Origin of the sequence: Salinibacterium sp. SWN248, from assembly GCF_015864575.1 — a bacterium.
Classification (GTDB): domain Bacteria; phylum Actinomycetota; class Actinomycetes; order Actinomycetales; family Microbacteriaceae; genus Rhodoglobus.
The window spans coordinates 60,510-79,550 of the sequence record NZ_JADYWW010000002.1; the positions used below are offsets into that span (position 1 = coordinate 60,510).

Annotated in this window: 18 protein-coding genes; 5 read left to right on the forward strand and 13 right to left on the reverse strand. The window is 61.6% G+C overall.

The genetic code is table 11. The features are described 5' to 3' along the window. The first annotated feature begins 132 nt into the window (after positions 1-132). From I6E73_RS10225 to I6E73_RS10235, 3 genes are all read left to right on the forward strand, one after another. Positions 133-933, forward strand: coding sequence for an ABC transporter permease (locus I6E73_RS10225; protein WP_307784289.1), 801 nt, complete (start codon positions 133-135; stop codon positions 931-933). Beyond that, positions 933-1,673, forward strand: a complete 741-nt coding sequence (locus tag I6E73_RS10230; protein WP_197125337.1) for an ABC transporter ATP-binding protein — start codon at positions 933-935, stop codon at positions 1,671-1,673. The genes I6E73_RS10225 and I6E73_RS10230 overlap by 1 nt, the downstream gene beginning before the upstream one ends. Positions 1,674-1,771: 98 nt before the next feature. After that, positions 1,772-2,614, forward strand: coding sequence for a hypothetical protein (locus I6E73_RS10235; protein WP_231600895.1), 843 nt, complete (start codon positions 1,772-1,774; stop codon positions 2,612-2,614). A gap of 5 nt (positions 2,615-2,619) precedes the next feature. On the opposite strand, the gene I6E73_RS10240 is transcribed toward I6E73_RS10235, so the two are convergent. Next, entirely contained in the window at positions 2,620-3,912 is a 1,293-nt protein-coding gene (locus I6E73_RS10240; RefSeq protein WP_197125339.1) for a CDP-glycerol glycerophosphotransferase family protein, read from the reverse strand. A 191-nt stretch (positions 3,913-4,103) separates the two neighbouring features. Between I6E73_RS10240 and I6E73_RS10245 the strand changes: the two genes are divergently transcribed. Beyond that, complete coding sequence (locus I6E73_RS10245; RefSeq protein ID WP_197107294.1) at positions 4,104-6,038, forward strand: DEAD/DEAH box helicase; 1,935 nt, start codon at positions 4,104-4,106, stop codon at positions 6,036-6,038. 68 nt (positions 6,039-6,106) lie between these two features. On the opposite strand, the gene I6E73_RS10250 is transcribed toward I6E73_RS10245, so the two are convergent. The 6 genes from I6E73_RS10250 to I6E73_RS10275 all read right to left on the reverse strand — a co-directional run bounded on the left by I6E73_RS10250 (position 6,107) and on the right by I6E73_RS10275 (position 12,130). Further along, positions 6,107-6,973 carry a glycosyltransferase family 2 protein gene (locus I6E73_RS10250; protein WP_197125340.1) on the reverse strand — a complete coding sequence of 289 codons (867 nt, stop codon included), beginning with the start codon at positions 6,971-6,973 and terminating at the stop codon, positions 6,107-6,109. Further along, complete coding sequence (locus I6E73_RS10255; RefSeq protein ID WP_197107296.1) at positions 6,970-7,788, reverse strand: CDP-alcohol phosphatidyltransferase family protein; 819 nt, start codon at positions 7,786-7,788, stop codon at positions 6,970-6,972. The genes I6E73_RS10250 and I6E73_RS10255 overlap by 4 nt, the downstream gene beginning before the upstream one ends. Before the next feature lie 4 nt (positions 7,789-7,792). Next, positions 7,793-8,821, reverse strand: coding sequence for a glycosyltransferase family 2 protein (locus I6E73_RS10260; protein ID WP_197125341.1), 1,029 nt, complete (start codon positions 8,819-8,821; stop codon positions 7,793-7,795). A gap of 129 nt (positions 8,822-8,950) precedes the next feature. Further along, positions 8,951-10,612, reverse strand: a complete 1,662-nt coding sequence (locus tag I6E73_RS10265; protein WP_197125342.1) for a S1C family serine protease — start codon at positions 10,610-10,612, stop codon at positions 8,951-8,953. 163 nt (positions 10,613-10,775) lie between these two features. Next, positions 10,776-11,582: a PKD domain-containing protein gene (locus I6E73_RS10270; RefSeq protein WP_231600896.1), complete on the reverse strand. Its 807-nt coding sequence runs from the start codon at positions 11,580-11,582 to the stop codon at positions 10,776-10,778. Continuing rightward, positions 11,576-12,130, reverse strand: a complete 555-nt coding sequence (locus tag I6E73_RS10275) for a hypothetical protein (protein ID WP_197125343.1) — start codon at positions 12,128-12,130, stop codon at positions 11,576-11,578. The genes I6E73_RS10270 and I6E73_RS10275 overlap by 7 nt, the downstream gene beginning before the upstream one ends. A gap of 94 nt (positions 12,131-12,224) precedes the next feature. Between I6E73_RS10275 and I6E73_RS10280 the strand changes: the two genes are divergently transcribed. Continuing rightward, positions 12,225-13,427 carry an aminotransferase class I/II-fold pyridoxal phosphate-dependent enzyme gene (locus I6E73_RS10280; RefSeq protein ID WP_197125344.1) on the forward strand — a complete coding sequence of 401 codons (1,203 nt, stop codon included), beginning with the start codon at positions 12,225-12,227 and terminating at the stop codon, positions 13,425-13,427. Here I6E73_RS10280 and I6E73_RS10285 read toward each other — a convergent pair. The 6 genes from I6E73_RS10285 to I6E73_RS10310 are packed head-to-tail and all read right to left on the reverse strand — an operon-like array spanning position 13,424 to position 18,955. Then, positions 13,424-14,236, reverse strand: coding sequence for a carbon-nitrogen hydrolase family protein (locus I6E73_RS10285; protein WP_197125346.1), 813 nt, complete (start codon positions 14,234-14,236; stop codon positions 13,424-13,426). The two genes, I6E73_RS10280 and I6E73_RS10285, sit on opposite strands and share 4 nt — an antisense overlap. Before the next feature lie 56 nt (positions 14,237-14,292). Continuing rightward, the gene (locus I6E73_RS14885) at positions 14,293-15,519 is read right to left on the reverse strand and encodes an NAD(P)/FAD-dependent oxidoreductase (RefSeq protein ID WP_197125348.1); all 1,227 of its coding nucleotides are present in this window, start codon (positions 15,517-15,519) and stop codon (positions 14,293-14,295) included. Next, complete coding sequence (locus tag I6E73_RS10295) at positions 15,519-15,710, reverse strand: ferredoxin (protein ID WP_009774276.1); 192 nt, start codon at positions 15,708-15,710, stop codon at positions 15,519-15,521. The genes I6E73_RS14885 and I6E73_RS10295 overlap by 1 nt, the downstream gene beginning before the upstream one ends. Next, positions 15,707-16,585, reverse strand: coding sequence for a fumarylacetoacetate hydrolase family protein (locus I6E73_RS10300; protein ID WP_197125350.1), 879 nt, complete (start codon positions 16,583-16,585; stop codon positions 15,707-15,709). Before I6E73_RS10300 ends, I6E73_RS10295 begins: the two co-directional genes overlap by 4 nt. Beyond that, on the reverse strand, positions 16,578-17,489 hold the full coding sequence (locus I6E73_RS10305; protein WP_197125352.1) for a catechol 1,2-dioxygenase: 912 nt from the start codon (positions 17,487-17,489) through the stop codon (positions 16,578-16,580). Before I6E73_RS10305 ends, I6E73_RS10300 begins: the two co-directional genes overlap by 8 nt. 2 nt (positions 17,490-17,491) lie before the next feature. After that, positions 17,492-18,955 carry an aldehyde dehydrogenase gene (locus tag I6E73_RS10310; RefSeq protein WP_197125354.1) on the reverse strand — a complete coding sequence of 488 codons (1,464 nt, stop codon included), beginning with the start codon at positions 18,953-18,955 and terminating at the stop codon, positions 17,492-17,494. Positions 18,956-19,041 lie beyond the last annotated feature (86 nt).

Consider the following 19,041-nt stretch of genomic DNA (forward strand, 5'->3'; position numbering starts at 1 on the left):
CGAGTGAGCCTCCCAGCTTTTGCCCGTTTCGCACTCAGTGCGAGGCGGGCATTGCTGCTTAAAGTGAAGAATCGCTCACACAACTGCGAATGAGTGCGGCTGATTGTCGAATTGCCCGTTTACTATAGGGGCGTGGCGAACACAGCACTGGAGCGACCTGCATGGTCTCCCCTCACCCGATACCGCCGCACTCTCTGGTTGCTCACCATGCGCGACCTCCGCGTGCGGTATTCCACCTCAGCCCTCGGCTACGTGTGGTCCGTTCTCGACCCTCTGGTCATGGCGGGCATTTACTGGTTCGTTTTCACTCAAGTCTTCGACAAGGCTGTGGGCGAGCAGCCCTACATCGTGTTCCTGCTCAGCGCTCTGCTGCCCTGGATGTGGTTCAACGGTGCAGTATCGGATGCCACGCGTGCCTACCTGCGTGAGGCCAAGCTCATCCGGTCCACCAAAATCCCTCGCACAATCTGGGTTGCCCGGCTCGTGCTCTCTAAGGGGATCGAGTTCATCGCGAGCCTGCCAGTGCTCGCCTTCTTCGCTATCGCGAGCGGTGCCGTGCTGCACTGGGAGGCAATCTACTTCGTGCTTGGCGTGCTGCTGCAGGCGGTCCTCACAATCGGCGTTGGCCTGATTGTGGCGCCATTGGTGGTGTTCTTCCGCGACCTTGAGCGAGCAACCAAACTCGCACTGCGCTTTCTGTTTTATGCCTCCCCCATCATTTACGGCATCCCCGATTTGGAGAAGCTTGGCCTCGACGGTCTCGCCGCGTTCAATCCGCTCGCCGGAATTTTCTCGCTGTATCGTGCCGCGTTCTTCCCTGAGCAACTCGATTGGTATGCCGTGATCATTGGAGCTCTCATGAGCCTGATCCTCGTCGCTGTCGGAGTCCTTGTCTTCACGCGCACCGAGCGTGCCGTGCTGAAAGAGATCTAATGAGCGACAACTACGTCATTCGGGTTGACGACGCCGGCATCCGGTTCCGCCTCAACCGCCGCTCACGCCGCAGCTTCAAAGACCTCTTTGCCGGCCGCAAGCGCCGCGCACGCTCCGACGAGTTCTGGGCGCTGCGCAATGTCAGTTTCGACGTCACCGCTGGTGAAGCAATTGGTGTTGTTGGCCGCAACGGTCAGGGCAAGTCCACGCTACTCAAGCTCGTGGCCGAAGTCATGCTCGCCGACGAAGGCACCGTGCACGTTGGTGAGGGCGTCGCCCCGCTCATCGAAATCACGGGTGGATTCGTTGACGACTTGAGCGTGCGCGACAACGTGTACCTCACGGCAGGACTGCACGGCATGACCAAGCGCGAGATCAACGAACGCTTCGACGAGATCATCGAGTTCGCCGAAATCGAACGTTTTATCGATACGCCCTACAAGCATCTTTCGAGCGGGATGCGCGTGCGCATTGCTTTCGCCGTGATCTCGCGCCTCGAGGAACCCATCATTTTGGTGGATGAAGTTCTCGCCGTTGGCGACAAGGCATTCCGCGAGAAGTGTTACCGCCGCATCGAGGAACTCTTGAAGGGCGGCCGCACGCTCTTCTTCGTCTCCCACAACGAACGAGACCTGCGCCGCTTCTGCACGCGAGGCCTCTACCTCGACAAGGGTGAGCTCGTGCTCGACGGGCCGATCAACGATGTGCTCGCGCGCTATAACGAGGACTACGGCGCCTAACCGCCCAACGACGCACCAACGACGCACCAACGTCACGGTTGCTCAACGGCTGCCCAACTCTCGGAGTGCCGTCAGAGTCCTCCGGTACGGTTAAAACTATGGCTAAAATCGAAGTGAGCACCTCACACCCCATGGTGGTGCGCGGAATCGACCGAGTACTCACCGTGCAGCGTCCCGTCGTGTTGGCCCACATCCGCAGCATCCGTCGCAGCAAGCCGCACGCGACTCCGGATGAGATTATTGCCGTTCTGGAGCGCCGCTATCTGGCCGCCGTCACCACCGGTGGCGCCCTCGTAGGCGCAAGTGCCGCCATCCCCGCCGTCGGCACGGGAACCTCGCTCGCGCTCTCGAGCGTTGAGACGGCCGGGTTCCTTGAGGCCAGCGCGCTCTTTGCTCAATCGGTCACTGAAGTGCACGGCATCGTCGTTGATGACCCCGACCGCGCACGCGCGCTCGTTATGACGATGGTGCTCGGCACCGCCGGCAGCGACCTCGTGAAACAACTGGCCGCTCAAGCAAGCGGCACGGGCGCCGCGCGCTCGGCGTACTGGGGCGAAACCCTCGCCAAGGGCCTGCCAACCACGCTCATGGGTCCGATTGCTGACCGCATCAAGCACACCTTCCTCAAACGGTACGCTGCAGCCCAAGGCACCAACATCGTGGGTCGCCTCATGCCCTTCGGTATCGGCGCCGTGATCGGCGGTGGCGGAAACAACATTCTGGGCCGTCAGATTATCCGCACAGCCCGCCAAGGCTTCGGGCCAGCACCGGCAACCCTGCCATCCTGGCTTGAGCCCGTAATTGCGCTGCCGAAAGCGCCCAAGACGCCCAAAATGCGGGGCGAGCGCAAGAAGCTACCGGCGCTGCCCAAATTGCCGCAGTTGCCACAGCGACGCAAGCGCCAAGGATGGGTCGAGCTCGAGAGCGATGACCAGCCCTAGATCAGCTACTCGTTAGACGTCGGCTCATCGTCGTCATCCTCGAAAGGATCCGCTTCGCTCGACGGTCGATCGCCAATGTGCAACTGGGCGTGACGGTGCCACAGGGCGATCAACGTTTCAACGGCCGCGTGGAAGCGAGCAGTCGCGGCGCCAGGAGTCGTGTCACCGAAGTGACGCTCAGCCCAATAACCGAGGCGTTCCTTCGCCTCAGTGTCGAATTGCACGCGCTGGGCGATCGCAAGGATGTCGCCAGCTTGGTCGGCGCGTAACCACTCGCACGCTCCAAGGTAGCCACCCTCATCGATGTCAGCGTGCTCGGAGAGCGGACGCGTGACGATGAGCGGTTTGCCGGTGGCGAGCCGGTCATAGACCATCGCCGAGACGTCAGTGATGGCGACATCCGCTGCGACAAGCTGCCAGCCCATCTCTTTGCCGTCGTCGTAGATGTGCTGCACCGACGGGTCAGTTTCGTTCGCTTCGGCAATCGCAGCAATGATCGCGATGTTGGCGCGCTTGTATTCAGGGTCGACAACACCACTGCGCGGGTGCGGGCGATAAATCAGGCGGTGCTTGTCGCTCGCGAGAACCGCGTTCGTCAACGTAACGCCGTGACTGGCGATGGAACCGTAGGCGGCAGCATCGCGGTCGCCCTCCCAGGTGGGGGCGTAGAGCACAACGGTGCGGTCGTCGGGAGCGTACGGCAATTCTCCGGCGAAATGGTCGGCCTGCGGACGCCCGATCGGGATTGCCTTCTTGGCGACATCGAAATCCCAGAGCTTGTAGCTCAAACGATCGAGCGCGGCATCCCCGGCTACAAGACTGAAGTCATAGGCCTTGAACTGGTTCGTCGTCATGTACATCTTGTCGCTCTCACCATGGTTGATGAAAACGTGCCACATGTGGCCGTACCGGAACATCTGGAAGTTTTTGGCGTTCTGGTTGACGTAGAAGATGATCTTCAACGGCTGCTCCGCCACAAACTGCTCAAGCTCAGACACTCGACGCAAATAGACGGTTGGTACCGGCGCTTCATCCCACAACGCCAGCACTGAACTCGGTGACCGCGAAATGATCGCCACCGGAAAGCTCTTCGAGAGCTCTGCTAGCGGGGCATACCACTGGCGCATTTGGTAAAGATTGACCTTGGTATCAGCGAAGTAGACCGCGATGCTCACCGAACCAGGAACGGGTAGCGGATGCTCAGCCATGAGGTTCGCCACACGACGCCGATTGCGGCGCGAACGCAACATAGAGCGCACCACCTTGCGTGCGGTTATGAAGTCTTTCAGTAGCGCCATGGTCACAATCAAATCGTCGGAGGGTCAATAGAACACCTCACCCGCCGCTCCGTTATCGAGCCGATGCTGATCCAGCGGCAGGTAATTGGACCGCGCTTTCGATAGTACCTGCCCTCCCCTCGGAGGCCTCTACCCGGCGAGACCGCTGGGAACCGCAGGATTTTGGGGATTATAGAGGTACGATTGATAGAATGACCGATTCTGATTCAACCGCACCGTCTGATACCACCGAGACCGCGATCACTTTCTCCGACCTCGCTCTCAGCGATGCGGTACTGAAAGCGGTTCGCGACATTGGCTACGAGACGCCTTCGGCTATCCAAGCAGCCACTATTCCTACTCTTCTGGAGGGGCGCGACGTAGTCGGCCTCGCCCAGACCGGCACGGGAAAAACTGCAGCGTTCGCGCTGCCGATTCTCTCGCGCCTCGACGTTTCCCAGAGCAAGCCTCAGGCACTCGTGCTCTCCCCCACCCGCGAACTCGCGTTGCAGGTGTGTGAGGCATTCGAGAAGTACGCCACCCACATGCGCGGCGTGCACGTGCTCCCCGTTTACGGTGGACAGGCCTACGGCGTTCAGCTGTCGGCACTGCGCCGCGGCGTTCACGTTGTTGTCGGTACCCCCGGCCGCATCATGGACCACCTCGCCAAGGGCACGCTCGACCTTTCCGAGCTCAAGTACCTCGTTCTCGATGAGGCCGACGAAATGCTCAAGATGGGTTTCGCCGAAGACGTTGAGACGATCCTCGCTGACACCCCTGACGACAAACAGGTTGCACTCTTCTCGGCCACGATGCCGGCGCAAATCCGCCGCATCTCCAAGAAGTACCTGAACAACGCCGAAGAAATTACGGTCAAGTCGCAGACCACCACCTCGGCAAACACGAGCCAGCGTTACCTCGTTGTCTCGTACCCGCAGAAGGTCGATGCGCTCACCCGCATCCTCGAAGTCGAAAACTTCGAAGGAATGATCGTCTTCGTTCGCACCAAGAGCGAAACCGAAAACTTGGCGGAGAAGCTGCGCGCCCGTGGTTACTCGGCCGCCGCCATCAGCGGTGACGTGGCCCAGGCCCAGCGAGAGCGCACCGTCAACCAGCTCAAGTCGGGCAAGCTCGACATCCTCGTAGCAACAGACGTTGCAGCTCGTGGACTCGACGTTGACCGCATCAGCCACGTCGTGAACTTCGACATCCCCGTTGACACCGAGTCGTACGTGCACCGCATTGGTCGCACAGGTCGCGCCGGTCGCAGTGGTTCGGCAATCAGCTTCGTCACTCCTCGCGAGCGTCGACTGCTGACTGCCATCGAGAAGGCAACACGCCAGCCGCTCACTCAGATGCAGCTTCCTTCGGTTGAAGACGTGAACTCCACGCGACTCACTCGCTTCGATGACGCCATCACCGAAGCGCTCAACCAGCAGCCTCGCATTTCGGCCTTCCGCGACATCATTGCTCACTACGTTGAGCACCACGATATTCCTGAGGCGGATGTTGCTGCCGCTCTTGCCGTTGTAGCCCAGGGCGAGACTCCCCTGTTGCTGTCGGCAGAAGAAGAACGCGCCCAGCGCTTCATCGAGCGCGATGACCGCAAGGCACGCACCGATCGCCCCGAGCGTGGCGGAGAACGCGGCGGAGATCGTGGCGACCGCCCCGAGCGTCGCCCCCGTTCGACCAAGCCGATGGCTGCCTACCGCATTGAGGTCGGCAAGCGTCACCGCGTTGAACCCCGCCAGATCGTTGGCGCTCTCGCCAACGAGGGTGGCCTCAGCCGCGACGACTTCGGTCACATTCAGATTCGTCCGGACTTCTCGCTCGTCGAGTTGCCCGCCGACATGTCGAAAGATGTGTTGGAGCGACTGCGCGACACTCGCATCAGCGGCAAGCTGATCGAGATCGCTCCCGACCGCAAGGCAAACGGGGGCGGAGCGCGAGGCGGAGACGGCAAGTACCCCAGCCGCGATCGCTCATTCGAGGGTGGCGCTCGCGCCAACCGCGAACGTGAAGAATCACGTGGCTACAACAACCGTGATTCTGCGCCCCGGAACGATGCCGGTCGCGACAACACATCGCGTGACAGTGGCAACCGCTACGAAGACCGTCCGACGCGCAAGCCTCGTACCAAGTACTAAATTCACACCGACGAACGGCGTTCTGCGAAAGCGGGGCGCCGTTCGTTCGTTAACGCGAGAGGGGCGCTCTAGATCACTGGAGGGCGCCCGGCACGCGCCATCCGCACCACGGTCGCCCAGCCCATGCCTCGGCGACCACCCGGGTTCTCTCGCCAGCCCGCAAACCAGCCGCCCCACCAGGCACGCATGCCCACCGGGTTCTTCGCTGCACGCAGGACCTGAATTGCGGTCCAGCTGGCAACATAGATTGGCACCAACAGCACCGGCAGGTTGCGCTTGGCCAACCACACGCGGTTGCGGGCATTGAGGCGGTAGTAGTAGCTGTGACGAGCCGGATCGATTGCCGGATGATTCGCCACCAAGTTGCCGGCGTACCAAGCGCGTTTGCCGGCACCCCACACTCGCCACGCGAGCTCTATGCCTTCGTGGGCATAGAAGTAGGGGTCGCCCCACCCACCGATCTCGTCGAAGAGCGGACGCGGCATCAATACAGCGCCCTCCCACACGGAAAACACATCACTCGGATGCCGTGGGTCGCCCTTGCGAATGCGCGGAATCCAGCGGCGTGGGTTCTCTTTTCCCTCGGCATCCTCAACGCGCGGCTGCAGCAGTCCAATGCTCGGATCAGCCTGCATGAGCGCCACAGCGTCGCTGAGGAACGTCGGAGATGGGATGCTGGCGTCGTCGTCGAGGAAGAAAATCCAGTCACCCTGCACGTGCTCGACACCGCGGTTGCGGCCTGCGGGGATGCCCAGGTTGGCCTCGAGGTGAAGACCGCGGACGGCATCCGGAAGCCCGGTGGGGTTCCAGCCATTGCCGACCACGATGATGTCGAGTTCAACGCCTTGCTGCGCCTGCAGCGAGGCAAGGCCGCGCGCGAGGTCGTCGGGGCGCTTTCCCTGACTGAGCGAAACAACGCCGATGCGGTGGGTCATGAGCGAACGCGCTTGGACGCCATGATGGCCACAAAGTGACCGGCGAGTGCGAGAAGTGCGAGCGGCAGCAGAATGAGCAGCACAGTGCGCTCTGCGGCGAGTGCGGGCACGAAGAGTGCGACGATCGCCGTTGCGAACGCGATCATCGTGAGCTCAACCGAGTGGTACAGGCGATGGAAAGGTACGAAGCGAGCAAGGCGACGGAGTTTCGCCACGACGCTATGGCTCGGCACCGCCTCACCCTTGCGGTCGCTGAGTTTGTCGAGGCCGGCATTGGCTCGAGCAACGTGCACCATGTCATTGAGCGCCTTGTTCAGCACGATGATGAGGGCAAGAGCGAAACCGGCAGTGGTCCACGCGAAGTCGGCGGGGAAGTCGAGCGGCCAGCCCGCGGCGCGGAGGCCGAGGGCAATCGGGATGAGCGCTTCTGTGCTGTAGTGCCCGACCTTGTCGAGGAACACCCCTGCTGGCGAACGCGTGTTGCGCCAGCGAGCAACTTCACCATCGCTGCAGTCAACGAGCATCTGCAGTTGGCCGAGGATGAGGGCGAGAGCAGCACCCGTCATTCCGGGGATGAGCAACGCGGCGGCCGTGAGCCAACCGGTGAGGATCATGAGCCCGGTGACACCGTTAGCGCTGATGGACGTTTTGAGGAGCATCCACGTCAGGTAGGGGGAAATGTCGCGCAGGTAGAGCGATGCCGTCCAGTGTTCAGCATTGGCTCGCAGGCGCACCTCTGGCGGTTGCGTTACTTCGCGCAGTTGGGCGATGCTTTCGGGGCGCGTAGCGGGCTGCGGTGGTGTGTGAGGAGACACGGTATTACCTTCCCGTATGCGCTGTGATGTTCTTGGTGAGTTTCAGGAATCCGAGAATGAACCCGCTGCCCCAGCCAAAGTGGATACAGGGAAGCACGATCAGATACCAAAGACCTGATCGTAGCCCGTCTTTCGCCGCGGCAACAGCAGCCGCAGCAATGACGAAGAGTGCGTAGATCGCGGGCGCAGCGTAGGCGACGGCCAGCCAGCCGGTGCCGGTGCTGCTCGCAACAATTCCGAGGATGAGCCCGACTACGGTGCCGACAACAGCCAACGGTGGCACGAAATAGCGCAGCGAATTTGCCGTTCCAAAGCGGCGAGCGAGCTCACCGCGCCAAATGCCGGTGGCAACGAACTGTCGAATAAGGGTGCGCAGGTTGGACCGCGGCCGGTAGACGACTTCAAGTTCGGGCGTGAACCAGACGGTGCCGCCGGTAGCGCGCAAACGGCGGTTCAGCTCCCAGTCTTGGCCGCGCTTAATGTCTTCGTCAAAGAGTCCGACCTCAACGAGACGTGCACGCTGGAAGACGCCAAGGTAAGCGGTATCGGCTGGGCCCTCTTTGCCGCCCGTGTGATGCTGGGTGCCACCGAGACCTTCAGGCGACCCGTAGGCGTGAGCGACAGCCCGTTCGAAAGGCGTGCGGCCTTGAGCTTTCATGATGCCGCCAACGTTGTCGGCACCGGTGCGTTCAAGAGTGTCAACCGCGACGCGGGTGTAGTTGGTCGGCAACACGGAGTGCGCATCGACACGAACCACGATCGGATACGTGGAAGCGCGGATAGCAGCGTTGAGCCCGCCGGGAGTGGAACCAAGTTCGTTGGTGATGTGACGGATGCGCGGATCAACCCGCGCCATTTCGTCGATGACGGCATTAGTGCCATCGATGCTCGGACCCAGCGCGAGCACGATCTCGAAGGGACCCTCATAGTCTTGCGCTGTGAGGCTGGCGACGGCTGCCTCAATGTGTTCAACTTCGTTGAGTACGGGCATCACGTACGACACACCAGTGAGGGCTTGAGCCTTCTTTGCCATGGGTTCCAATACGTCGGGCCGGGTTGTCGGTCGAGCTTATCGCGTAGGGCGCGAATTGCAGCGGTTACACACGTATGCGGCGTGCGCAGGCTTAGGGCCCGCACACGCCGCACACGTGGTCATTCGGTGTTACTGGAGAGCACCGAGAGTGACGTCGACGGTGTATCCCTTGCCGTCACGCACGTAGGTGAGAGGCGTGGTTTCGCCTGCCGATTGAGCACGCACCTGAGCGGTGAGGTCTGTCTTGTTGGTGATGGGGAGTCCATCGAATCCGGTGACGATGTCGCCTACCTTGAGTCCGGCATCCTCAGCTGCTCCACCGGCGACGATGTCGACGATGCTGGCACCGACTACTTCGGCATCGCTCTGGATGGGGTCGTCAGTCACATCGGCGACTGCGGCTCCGAGGAGACCGTGGGTGGCCGTTCCGCTTTCGAGGATCTCGTTGGCGACACGGCTGGCAACGTTCGAGGGGATCGCGAAGCCAACACCGATGCTGCCTGCGGTTCCACCGGAGGAGGCGATGGCGACGTTGATTCCGATGAGTTCACCGTCGGAGTTCAGCAGGGCGCCACCGGAGTTGCCGGGGTTAATTGCGGCATCCGTCTGAATCACGGCAAGGGCTACTGAGGCCTGAGCTGACGAGTTTTGTCCGTTATCCTGGCCGTTTTCGCCGAAGAGGTCGAAGTTCCAGAGGTCTTGGTCGCCGCTGTCGTCGGGGGCTTCAGTGCTTGCCTCGGGGTCTTCGGATAGCGCCGATGAAGCGATCGTGATGCTGCGGTTGAGTGCGCTCACAATTCCGCTCGTGACGGTTCCCGAGAGTCCCAGGGGCGCACCGATCGCGACGGTGCTGTCTCCTACGTTGAGCTCACTGGAGTCCGCAATGCTGATGAAAGGCATGTCGCTGACGTCATCAATGTGAATGACGGCGATATCGGAGATGGCATCGAAGCCGATGACGGTCGCGGAAAGCAAGCGTCCGTCGCTGGTGGTGACGGTGACGGCGGGGTCTGCGACTTCACCATCGAGGGTAACTACGTGAGCGTTGGTGATGACGTTGCCGTCTTCACTAATGATCACGCCGGATCCGCTTCCGCCTGCGTTCTGGCCCGTCACGTTGATGGTGACGATCGCGGGAGCAGCCTTAGCGACAACCGAGGTGACGAGAGTTGCGTTCCCCGGGTCGTTGACGGTGATGGATGCGGGGCTCGCGGTGCCGCTGACAGCTGACGTCGCTTGGTTTCCGAGCGCCCAGAGCGTGACGCCTGCACCGGATGCACCGCCGAGGAGCGCGACGATGGCGAATCCGGCGACGAGGCCGAGAGTCATGCGGGGCTTCTTTTTGGGTGCGGCAGATTCCGCGGATGCTGCCGCTGGAACTGCTGCAGGGCCGAAGCTTGCGCCGGAGTGTGCCCCTGCTTCTGCAGAGGCTGCATCCGCCTGCACGGTGGGTGCAGCGGGAGCCGTGGCGGCCGAAGATGTGACGAGCTCAGCAGGTGCACTTGGAGTCGCAGCGTTCGCGGCGATCGCTGTACCTGCAGCGGGCGGGGCTTCCACCGGGGCGGCACCGGGTGCGGCTTCGGTGGAGGAAGTCTGTGTGGGCGCGCTGTCGACGCCGGCGGGTGTTTCCGCGGAGTTGCCTGCTGCGGGAGTTTCCGCAGTGTTGGCTGCGACGGGAGTCGCTGAAACCTGGGGTGCTGTTTCGGGGGTGCTGGTTGGGGTGCTGTTCTTTTCGGGTGTTACGTCTTCGGGTGTTTCTTCGGGGGTGGGTTCTTCGGGGACCTGAGTCATGGTGTGCTCCTTTCAGCGATGCAAGCTTCCATCGCTAACCTGTGCATTCTATTTAGGTCTGCTGTGGGTGGGCTGCGCGGTTGAAAGGAGTTGGCCTAGACACCGAGCTGGTAGCCCGGTTTTGTGGGGTTCTTGTTCTGTGTTCGGTTTGCGGCCGAAAGGATTAGCAGCCAATTCCCGTGGGGTTGGCGATGCAGTCTTGGTCAACAAGGACTGTGGTGGCGTGCCCGGCGGTCGCTGTGAGGGGCGGCGCGACGATGGTGAGGGTACCGACGACGTTCTGCCAGCTGCTGCCGGCGACACGGTATTCGGCGGCGTAGGTGACGGCGAGAGTGATCGTGTAATTGCCGGGTTCTTCGAAGACGTGGCTGGTGGGTGTCGGATCGAATTCGGCGATCTTGCTCTTCGCCCAGGTGGTTCCTGCAGTGCCGAGGGTGGAGGTGGTGCCGTCGCCGTAGTCCCAGTTGTAGGAGGTGGGCGTGAATCTGACTTGGGCGGTGCCGCCGAAGAGGGTGCCGTCTACGACGTGGGCGGATGTCGTGGCGTAGAAGTTGGTGTCGAGGCCGACGATCATCCACTGGTTAGGTTGCATCCCCGCGGCGGGGGCTTGCGGGCGGAAGGTGGCGATGGCGGAGATAGTGACGGGGCCAGAAGCTGCGACTTCAGCAGGTTCAGGAGCAAGGCATGGAACACGAGGAATCACGCACCAGCTCTCGTCTTCTGCTTCCTCCGCTGCACCATCCGCTGGAGACTGAAAATTCTCAGATGAGGTGCCAGAATTTCCGTGGACTTCGGCTGTAGCTCCGATTTCTACCCCGCCGCCGACCACACCTGCCGTAGCGCAGAGGCCTTCGGCATAGTCCTGTTCGCTGCATCGATCAGCTGTCGCCGCGAACGCAGAGGTGGTCGAACCCGCGCCCAGACACGCTCCAACTGTAAGAACTAGGACGAGCGCGGCTGGCTTCAACATTCCCCACTGCTCCAAAGCAGCTGGTCTGAAACCATCAGAGCTGCTCGATCTTCAACGTAATCGAAAGTGACCTGCATAATCGATGAGTCGTCGCGCTCCGGTGAAACAACGGATTGACCTGAGCTATCGAGAACATCAACCCCTGAGATATTGCGGCAAACGTAGATAGTGATGATCTCGCGCGAGCCGCCTGATGGCGAGTAGCGCTGCAGCTCAGCATTGCCGACTTTTGACTCGCCGGTCTGACGTTTTCCTGCTTCTTCAAACTCACGGAGACCCTCTATCGATGAGGCGAGAAAGTCGCCCGTCACAACTGTTTCCAGCCGCTCAGGGTCAGCACCGCCTTGTTCCAAGATCTCGCCAGAAACTCTCACGTACTCCGCATACGCCTCCTCGGCCGCCGCGAGCGCCTCTTCGTCTGACGCGTAGGGCGCAACGAAGGAGGCCGTCTGCTCGGGTGGAGGTGTCGTACCGGAGGGCACGCATCCACTCAGCAGCACTAAGAGGAGCACGCCGCCCGATACACGTACGAGGTTCGGTAGCCGCATACAACGACGCTAGGCATCCCCCACGATCCGGGCAGTCAACTTTCCACAGCCAGACGCCGCATCCGGCACCGCAAGTGGTTAGGCTTGCGGAACAATGACAGTCACCGGATCTTGGGAACGCGCCGCCAATGGCGCCATGCTGCTCGGCGCCGACGGGCAGCTGAGTCAAACAATTTTTGCCGAAATGTCGGCCCTCGCCGTTACCAGCGGTGCCATCAATTTGGGTCAAGGTTTTCCTGACGAAGACGGCCCCGCCGAAGTGTTGGATGCCGCCCGCAAAGCAATCAGTGACGGTGCCAACCAGTACCCACCAGGCAACGGTTTCCCGGTGCTGCGCAACGCGATCGTCGAACACCAAGAACGTTTCTACGGAATCGAACTCGACCCCGACACCGAAGTTCTCGCGACAGCGGGTGCCACCGAGGCGCTAGCCGCCACGATCCTTGCACTCACCAACGAAGGCGACGAGGTCATCACCCTCGAACCGTTCTACGACGCCTACGGCGCCATGATCAACTACGCGCGCGCCACCCACGTGACGGTGCCGCTGCGCTCCCCCGACTTTCAGCCCAACCACGACGACATCCGCGCCGCCTTCAGCGGACGCACTCGCCTCATTATCCTGAACAGCCCACACAACCCCACCGGTGCTGTGCTCGACCGCGAAACCCTCGAACTGATCGTGGAGCTCGCCCACAAATATGACGCGCTTATCGTCACCGACGAAGTGTACGAACACATCACCTTCGGCTTCGAGCACATCCCGGTCGCCAGCCTTCCGGGTGCGTTCGACCGCACGATCAGCATCTCGAGTGGCGGCAAAACGTTCAACACCACGGGCTGGAAAATCGGGTGGATCACCGCACCCCAGCCCATCCTGCAGGCCATCATGGCGGTGAAGCAATACCTCACCTACGTCAACGGCGCACCACTCCAGCACGGCATCGCGGCAGGCCTTGGTCTCCCCGACAGCTACTTCGACGACCTCTCCAGCGGCCTCGCCCGCAAACGCGACACCCTGGGCACGGGTCTCCGCAACGCAGGCTTCGACGTGAGCACACCCCAAGCCGGCTACTTCATCATTGCGGATGCCGCACCCCTCGGAGTCACGGACGCTGCCGAGTTCTGCCGCCAGCTGCCCGAACTCGCCGGAGTCGTCGGAATCCCTGTCACCGCGTTCGTGCACCCCGCGAACCACGGCGACTACAACACGCTCATCCGCTTCGCTTACTGCAAGAAGCCTGACGTGCTCGAGCGGGCTGCAGCTCAGCTCTCAGGGATGAAGCTGCGTCACTAGCCCTCGAGCGGGTGCACTCCATAGCGACGCAACGATAGCGCCGGGTTGGTCGCCCGCACCTCGTCAAGGCGAGCCAGTTCAATGTGGGCGACAGCGACATCCGTGCGCTCCCCAATCGTCACGAGCTCGACCCCCATGGGATCAACGACCATGCTGTTGCCGACACCAATCGGCGGGGCGTGATCGGCAGCGGCGACAAAGACAGTGTTCTCGATCGCCCGCGCTGTGAGCAGCGTGCGCCAGTGATACTCCTTGAGCGGTCCGCGCACCCACTCGGCGGGCACCACAATGAGGTTGGCTCCGGCATCCACCAAACGGCGTGACACCTCTGGAAAACGGACGTCGTAGCAAGTCTGCAAACCGACCGTGAAGTCCTCCCAAGCGAAGGTCTGCGGCGCGGCAATCGACCCGGGAATGACCCAGTCAGATTCGCGCTGACCGAACGCGTCGTAGAGGTGCTGCTTGCTATAGGTCGCGACGATGGCGCCGGTGGGAGCAATCGCGACGAGGGTGTTCCAAAAGCGGTTATCTTCGTCGCTCGACTGCAACATGCCCGCAGCGACATGAATCCGCAACCGCTGGGCGAGCGAGGTCAGAGCCTGCACGAATGGGCCATCAAGCGGCTCGGCGGCGGTGACCCAGTCTTCGCCCATCGTGGCGGTGAAGTACGACGAGTACTCCGGGAACACCACAAAGCTCGCGCCGCGCTCGACGGCGCGCTCAGCGAGCTCCGTGATCTGCGCGATGTTCTCATCACGGTCAGAACCGGGCACAAACTGGGCAACAGCAACAGTCGAAGCGGGAGTCATAACCCCAGCCTACGACCCCGCCGGGACAGCCAGCAGGGAACCGTCGGAGAAAGCGACTACGCGCCGCCCTCCGCAATCTGCTTGCGATACGGCAGCAGCGCGGCCTTCATGCCAATTCCGAGCACGCCTACGAGGCGGTCGTCGCGATAGTAACCAACGGCAGCCTGGTCGCTGAGGTCTCCCTCAAGGACGCGGATGTCGTCATCCGACACCAGGCCCAACAGACCGTAAGCCTGCAGTTTGATCTCGAACTGGTTAGACCAGAACGACGGCACCGGAGCGAAGGGTTTCGCCACTACATCAGCGAATGATCCGTCGTCGGCGAGGTGCGCCGCGAGCACAGCGCCCGCACGTTTGCCAGTGTCGGTCGGGATGTTCCAGTGCTCGATACGACGAGCAACGTCATCGAACATAGGGTTCGGGAAGCGCGCAATATCACCAACGACATACACGTCATCGCGAGCGACTCCCGAGGTCGTGACCGCACGCATCGCGTTATCGGCGAGCACACCATCGCTCAGATCGAGGTCTGTGCTCTCGAGCCACTCGGTGTTGCACTCCGAGCCAACCGACTCGATCAGAACATCGGCGGGCACAACCGTGCCATCGCTCAGCTCAACAGACTCGACCGTGGTCTCGCCGTTGATCGCCGCAACAGTCACGCCCGAGAAAATATCCACGCCCTCGTTGGTGAGACGGCGACGCATTTCTTTCGCCACCAGCTCGCCAAGCGGCCGCATCATCGGCTCCGCACTCGGCGTCACAATCGTGACTTCACAGCCCAACTTGCGGGCCGTAGCGCTCAGTTCGCAGCCCAAGAAACCCGAACCGACAACAACAACGCGTGCACCCTCGGTGAGTTCGGCACGCAACGCCATCGCATCATCGAGCGAACGAACCACGTGACGGCCGGCAATCGGCGCAAAGTCCAAACGGCGAGCGCGCAATCCGGTCGCGATAACGAGTGCACGCCAGGGCTGCACCTCGCCATCATCGGTGGTCAGCGTTCGAGCATCAAGGTCGACCGCGGTGGCCCGCACTCCGAGCATCCACTCAACGTCGCCCATTTCAGCTCGCGACGGGAACGCCACCGCCTCGTGAGTCACGTCAGTGGCCAACACCTCTTTTGACAGCGGCGGACGGTTATAGGGGGCGTGAAGTTCTTCGCCAACCACGCGGATAGCACCGGTGTAGCCCGAACGGCGAAGAGACTCCGCCGCGCGCAGCCCACCCATCGCCGCACCGACAATAACGACCGGTGCGGCGGGGTTAGCCACAGTCACTATTCGACGATTCGGATGGCCTGCATCGGGCACACATCAACAGCAGCTTCAATGTTGTCGCGCTCCGAGTCTGGCGCTTCAGCCACGTACTCGAGCTTGTCGTCGTCGTTGAGCTTGAAGTTGTCAGGTGCCTCAAACACGCACTGGCCGTAGTGCTGGCACTGGTTCATGTCGACTTCGATTTTGATCATCGCTTTTCCTCAACTTTCGACGGGTAGAGATCTTTCGACGGAGTTCGAATGCCTCGGAACTCCCAGTCGCCACCCATTGCTGTCGACATTACCTCTTCGCTCTCGGTCGGCTGCGCTCCCACGTCGGTGCGGATCGCAGTCGGGCCCGTAACGATACGGTTCGTGAGCTTGCCCAGGCCTTCAACTTCGACCTCAACAACGTCGCCAGGCTGAACCGGACGCGAGAACGCGGGCGTTCCCGAGAACAGCATGTCGCCGGGGCTCAACGTGATCGTGCGCGCGATGTCGGCCACGAGGTAGTTCATGTCCCACTCCATGTTGTCGGTGCTGTCGTCTTGCTTGACCTCACCGTTCACAATGGTGCGCAACTGCTTGCCGCGGAAATCCCAGTCGGTCACGAGACCGGGGCCCACGGGAGCGAGTGTGTCGCTGCCCTTCACTCGAAGCATGGAACCGGCATCCGTGTCGCGGAAATCGTGCAGACCGTAGTCGTTACCGATCGAGTAACCGGCGATGTAGTCGCTGGCCTGGTCAGGCGACACGTTGCGGCAGGTGCGGCCGATCACAATGACGATTTCGCCTTCGAAGTTCAACCACTTGCAGCCCTCGGGGCGCACGACATCACCCTTGTGGGTGTTGAGCGCGGTGACCGGCTTCTGAAAGTAGGTCGGAGCTGCGGGCAGCTTGGTCATGAACTCTTCGGTGCGGCTGGCGTAGTTCAAGTGCACGGCAATGATCTTGCTCGGCTCGGTCGGCGGCAAGTGGATTGCCTCGTCGACACCAACCTCGCGGCCATCGCCGGCGACGAGAACATCGCCGTGACGCGTTACCTGCGTCGGGTAGCCATCAAGAAGTACTCTGCGGAACTCAGTCACGAGAAAGGACCACATCCTTTGCTGCCGGGAAGCCGCCTTCGGGCTTCGGGAACCAGACGTGCACCTGACCGGTGCCGATCGAATTTTCGTACTCGCTGTACATCACGCCGGGAGCAGTGCAGGCTTCTTCACCGATCGCACCGGCAGTCATCAGCCAGTGGCCAAACATGGCCTCGGGGCGCACCTTCTGGAACGCGGGCATGGTTTCCAATACCTGAGCGTGGTCGCCAGCCTTGAACCAGTCGAGACGTTCGTAATCTGCCTCGCGGGCAGCATCCGAGAAAATGTGGGCCGGATCGGCCATCTCGTGCTTGCGCAGATCGCGCAGCTTGTAGAACGTGTGCGATAGAGCACCCGATGCCAGCAGGATGACGCGGCGGTCGCTCTTGGCGATCGCTTCGCCAATGGCGCGACCGGCACGGAGGAAGTCTTCGTCGGTAGCGGTCTGGCAGATCGAGACGCTGACCCACTTCTTGTCAGGCAGGCCCTTGCCGAGGTACTCCCACAGGTTGATCGTGGCGTACATGATCGGCAAGTACTCGTCGTCGATCGGAGTGATCCACGTGCCGTTCTTTTCGGCTTGCTCCCCCATGAGCTTTGCGAGCTCGGGGTCACCAATGAAGTCATACGGCACACCGCTCATGCCGCGGGGCAGTTCTTCTGACGTGAACTTGCCGTGACGACGCTCGTGCGCGGTGACGACGAATTCAACCGTGGTCGCCCAGTGGCTGTCGAGCACAACAACAGTGTCGTAATCATCATTCTCGAAGTAGTCCTTGCGGAGTCGTTCGAGGCCTTCAACGAGCGTTGAATCTTTGCCCTCATTGAGTTCCATGCGGATCTCTTGGGGCAACATGATCGTAGGTACGTGGGCGATCAGCCCAGCGCCAACAACTTCTCCCATGACTATTCCTTCCATCCGTTAGGTGCGAACACCGTGTTCTTAACATCTGCGTAGAAATCGAACGACCAGGTGCCGCCCTCACGGCCAACACCCGACTTCTTGGAGCCGCCGAACGGTGCGCGCAAGTCGCGCACGAAGAAGCAGTTGACCCAGATCGTGCCGGCGACAAGCTGCTTGGCGATCACGTCGGCGTGCTCGCGGTTGCCTGCGACGAGGATGGCGGCGAGACCGAATTCGGTTCCGTTGGCCATCGCGACAAGTTCTTCGTCGGTCGTGAAGGTTTGCATTGTCAGCACCGGCCCGAAGACCTCCTGAGTGACAATTTCGCTTCCAAGCGCAGGGTTCTTGACGAGCGTTGGCGTGAAATAGAGGCCGCCGAGTTCAGCGTTTGGCCCACCGCCGAAGAGGATGTCTGCTCCGCCCTCCTTGGCGCGATCGACGAATCCCTTGATCCGCTCGAAGTGCACGCGATGAACCTGCGGCCCGATATCGGTCTCGAGGTCGCGAGGGTCACCCTGACGCAGGGTCTCGACCTTCGCTTGGAATGCTGCGGCAAAGGCATCCGCAATGTTCTCGTGAACGAGGATGCGCGTGCCCGAGAGACAGACCTGACCAGCGTTGTCGTACTGCTCAACCGCGAGCGTCGCAGCGAGTTCGAGGTCGGCATCTTCCATGACGATGCAGGGGCTCTTGCCCCCGAGCTCGAAGCTGCAGGGGGTGAGGTTGTCGGCGGCGGCGCGAGCGATCGACTTGGCCGTCGGCACCGAACCGGTGAACGAGATACGGCTGAGGTCGGGGTGCTCCACGAGCGAGGCACCCGCTTCTTTTCCATAACCCTGAACCACGTTGAACACACCGGCGGGCAATCCCGCTTCGGCAGTAATGTCGGCGAAGAGGGATGCCGTGAGCGGCGTCCATTCGGCCGGCTTCAGTACGACAGTGTCGCCTGCGGCGAGCGCCGGAGCGATCTTCCACGTGGCGAGCATGAGGGGCGCGTTCCAGGGCGTGATGAGCGCGGCAACTCCCGAAGGATCCCACGAGACGTGGTTGTTGTGGCCGCGGGTTTCGAAGTCCGGATGCCCGAGGTCGTTCACAAGGTAGTCAGCAAAGAACCTAAAGTTGTGGGCCACTCGCGGCATGACACCGCGCAGGTGGCTGCGCAGGAGCGCACCGTTGTCCATCGTCTCGACGTTTGCGAGGTCGCTGACGCGCTCCTCAACGAGGTCGGCGATCTTGTGCATGATTGCTGCACGATCCTGGGGACTGGTGGCAGCCCAGCCGGGGAATGCTGCGCGGGCGGCGGCGACGGCCAAGTCAACTTCGCGTTGACCTCCGCGAGAGATTTCACCGAGTGCACTGGCATCGATCGGTGACACGTTGGTGAAGGTGTCGTCTGAAGCGACGCGTTCTCCGTTGATGAAGTGCCGGGTGTCGACGGTCACTCCTGCTACTTGAACGTTGGTCATAGTGTTCCCGTCTCGAATCGCTCGCCGTTAAGTCATTCGGATACTAATGACTTACCTTAGCGAGTGATTCGACCCCAAACAAGAGT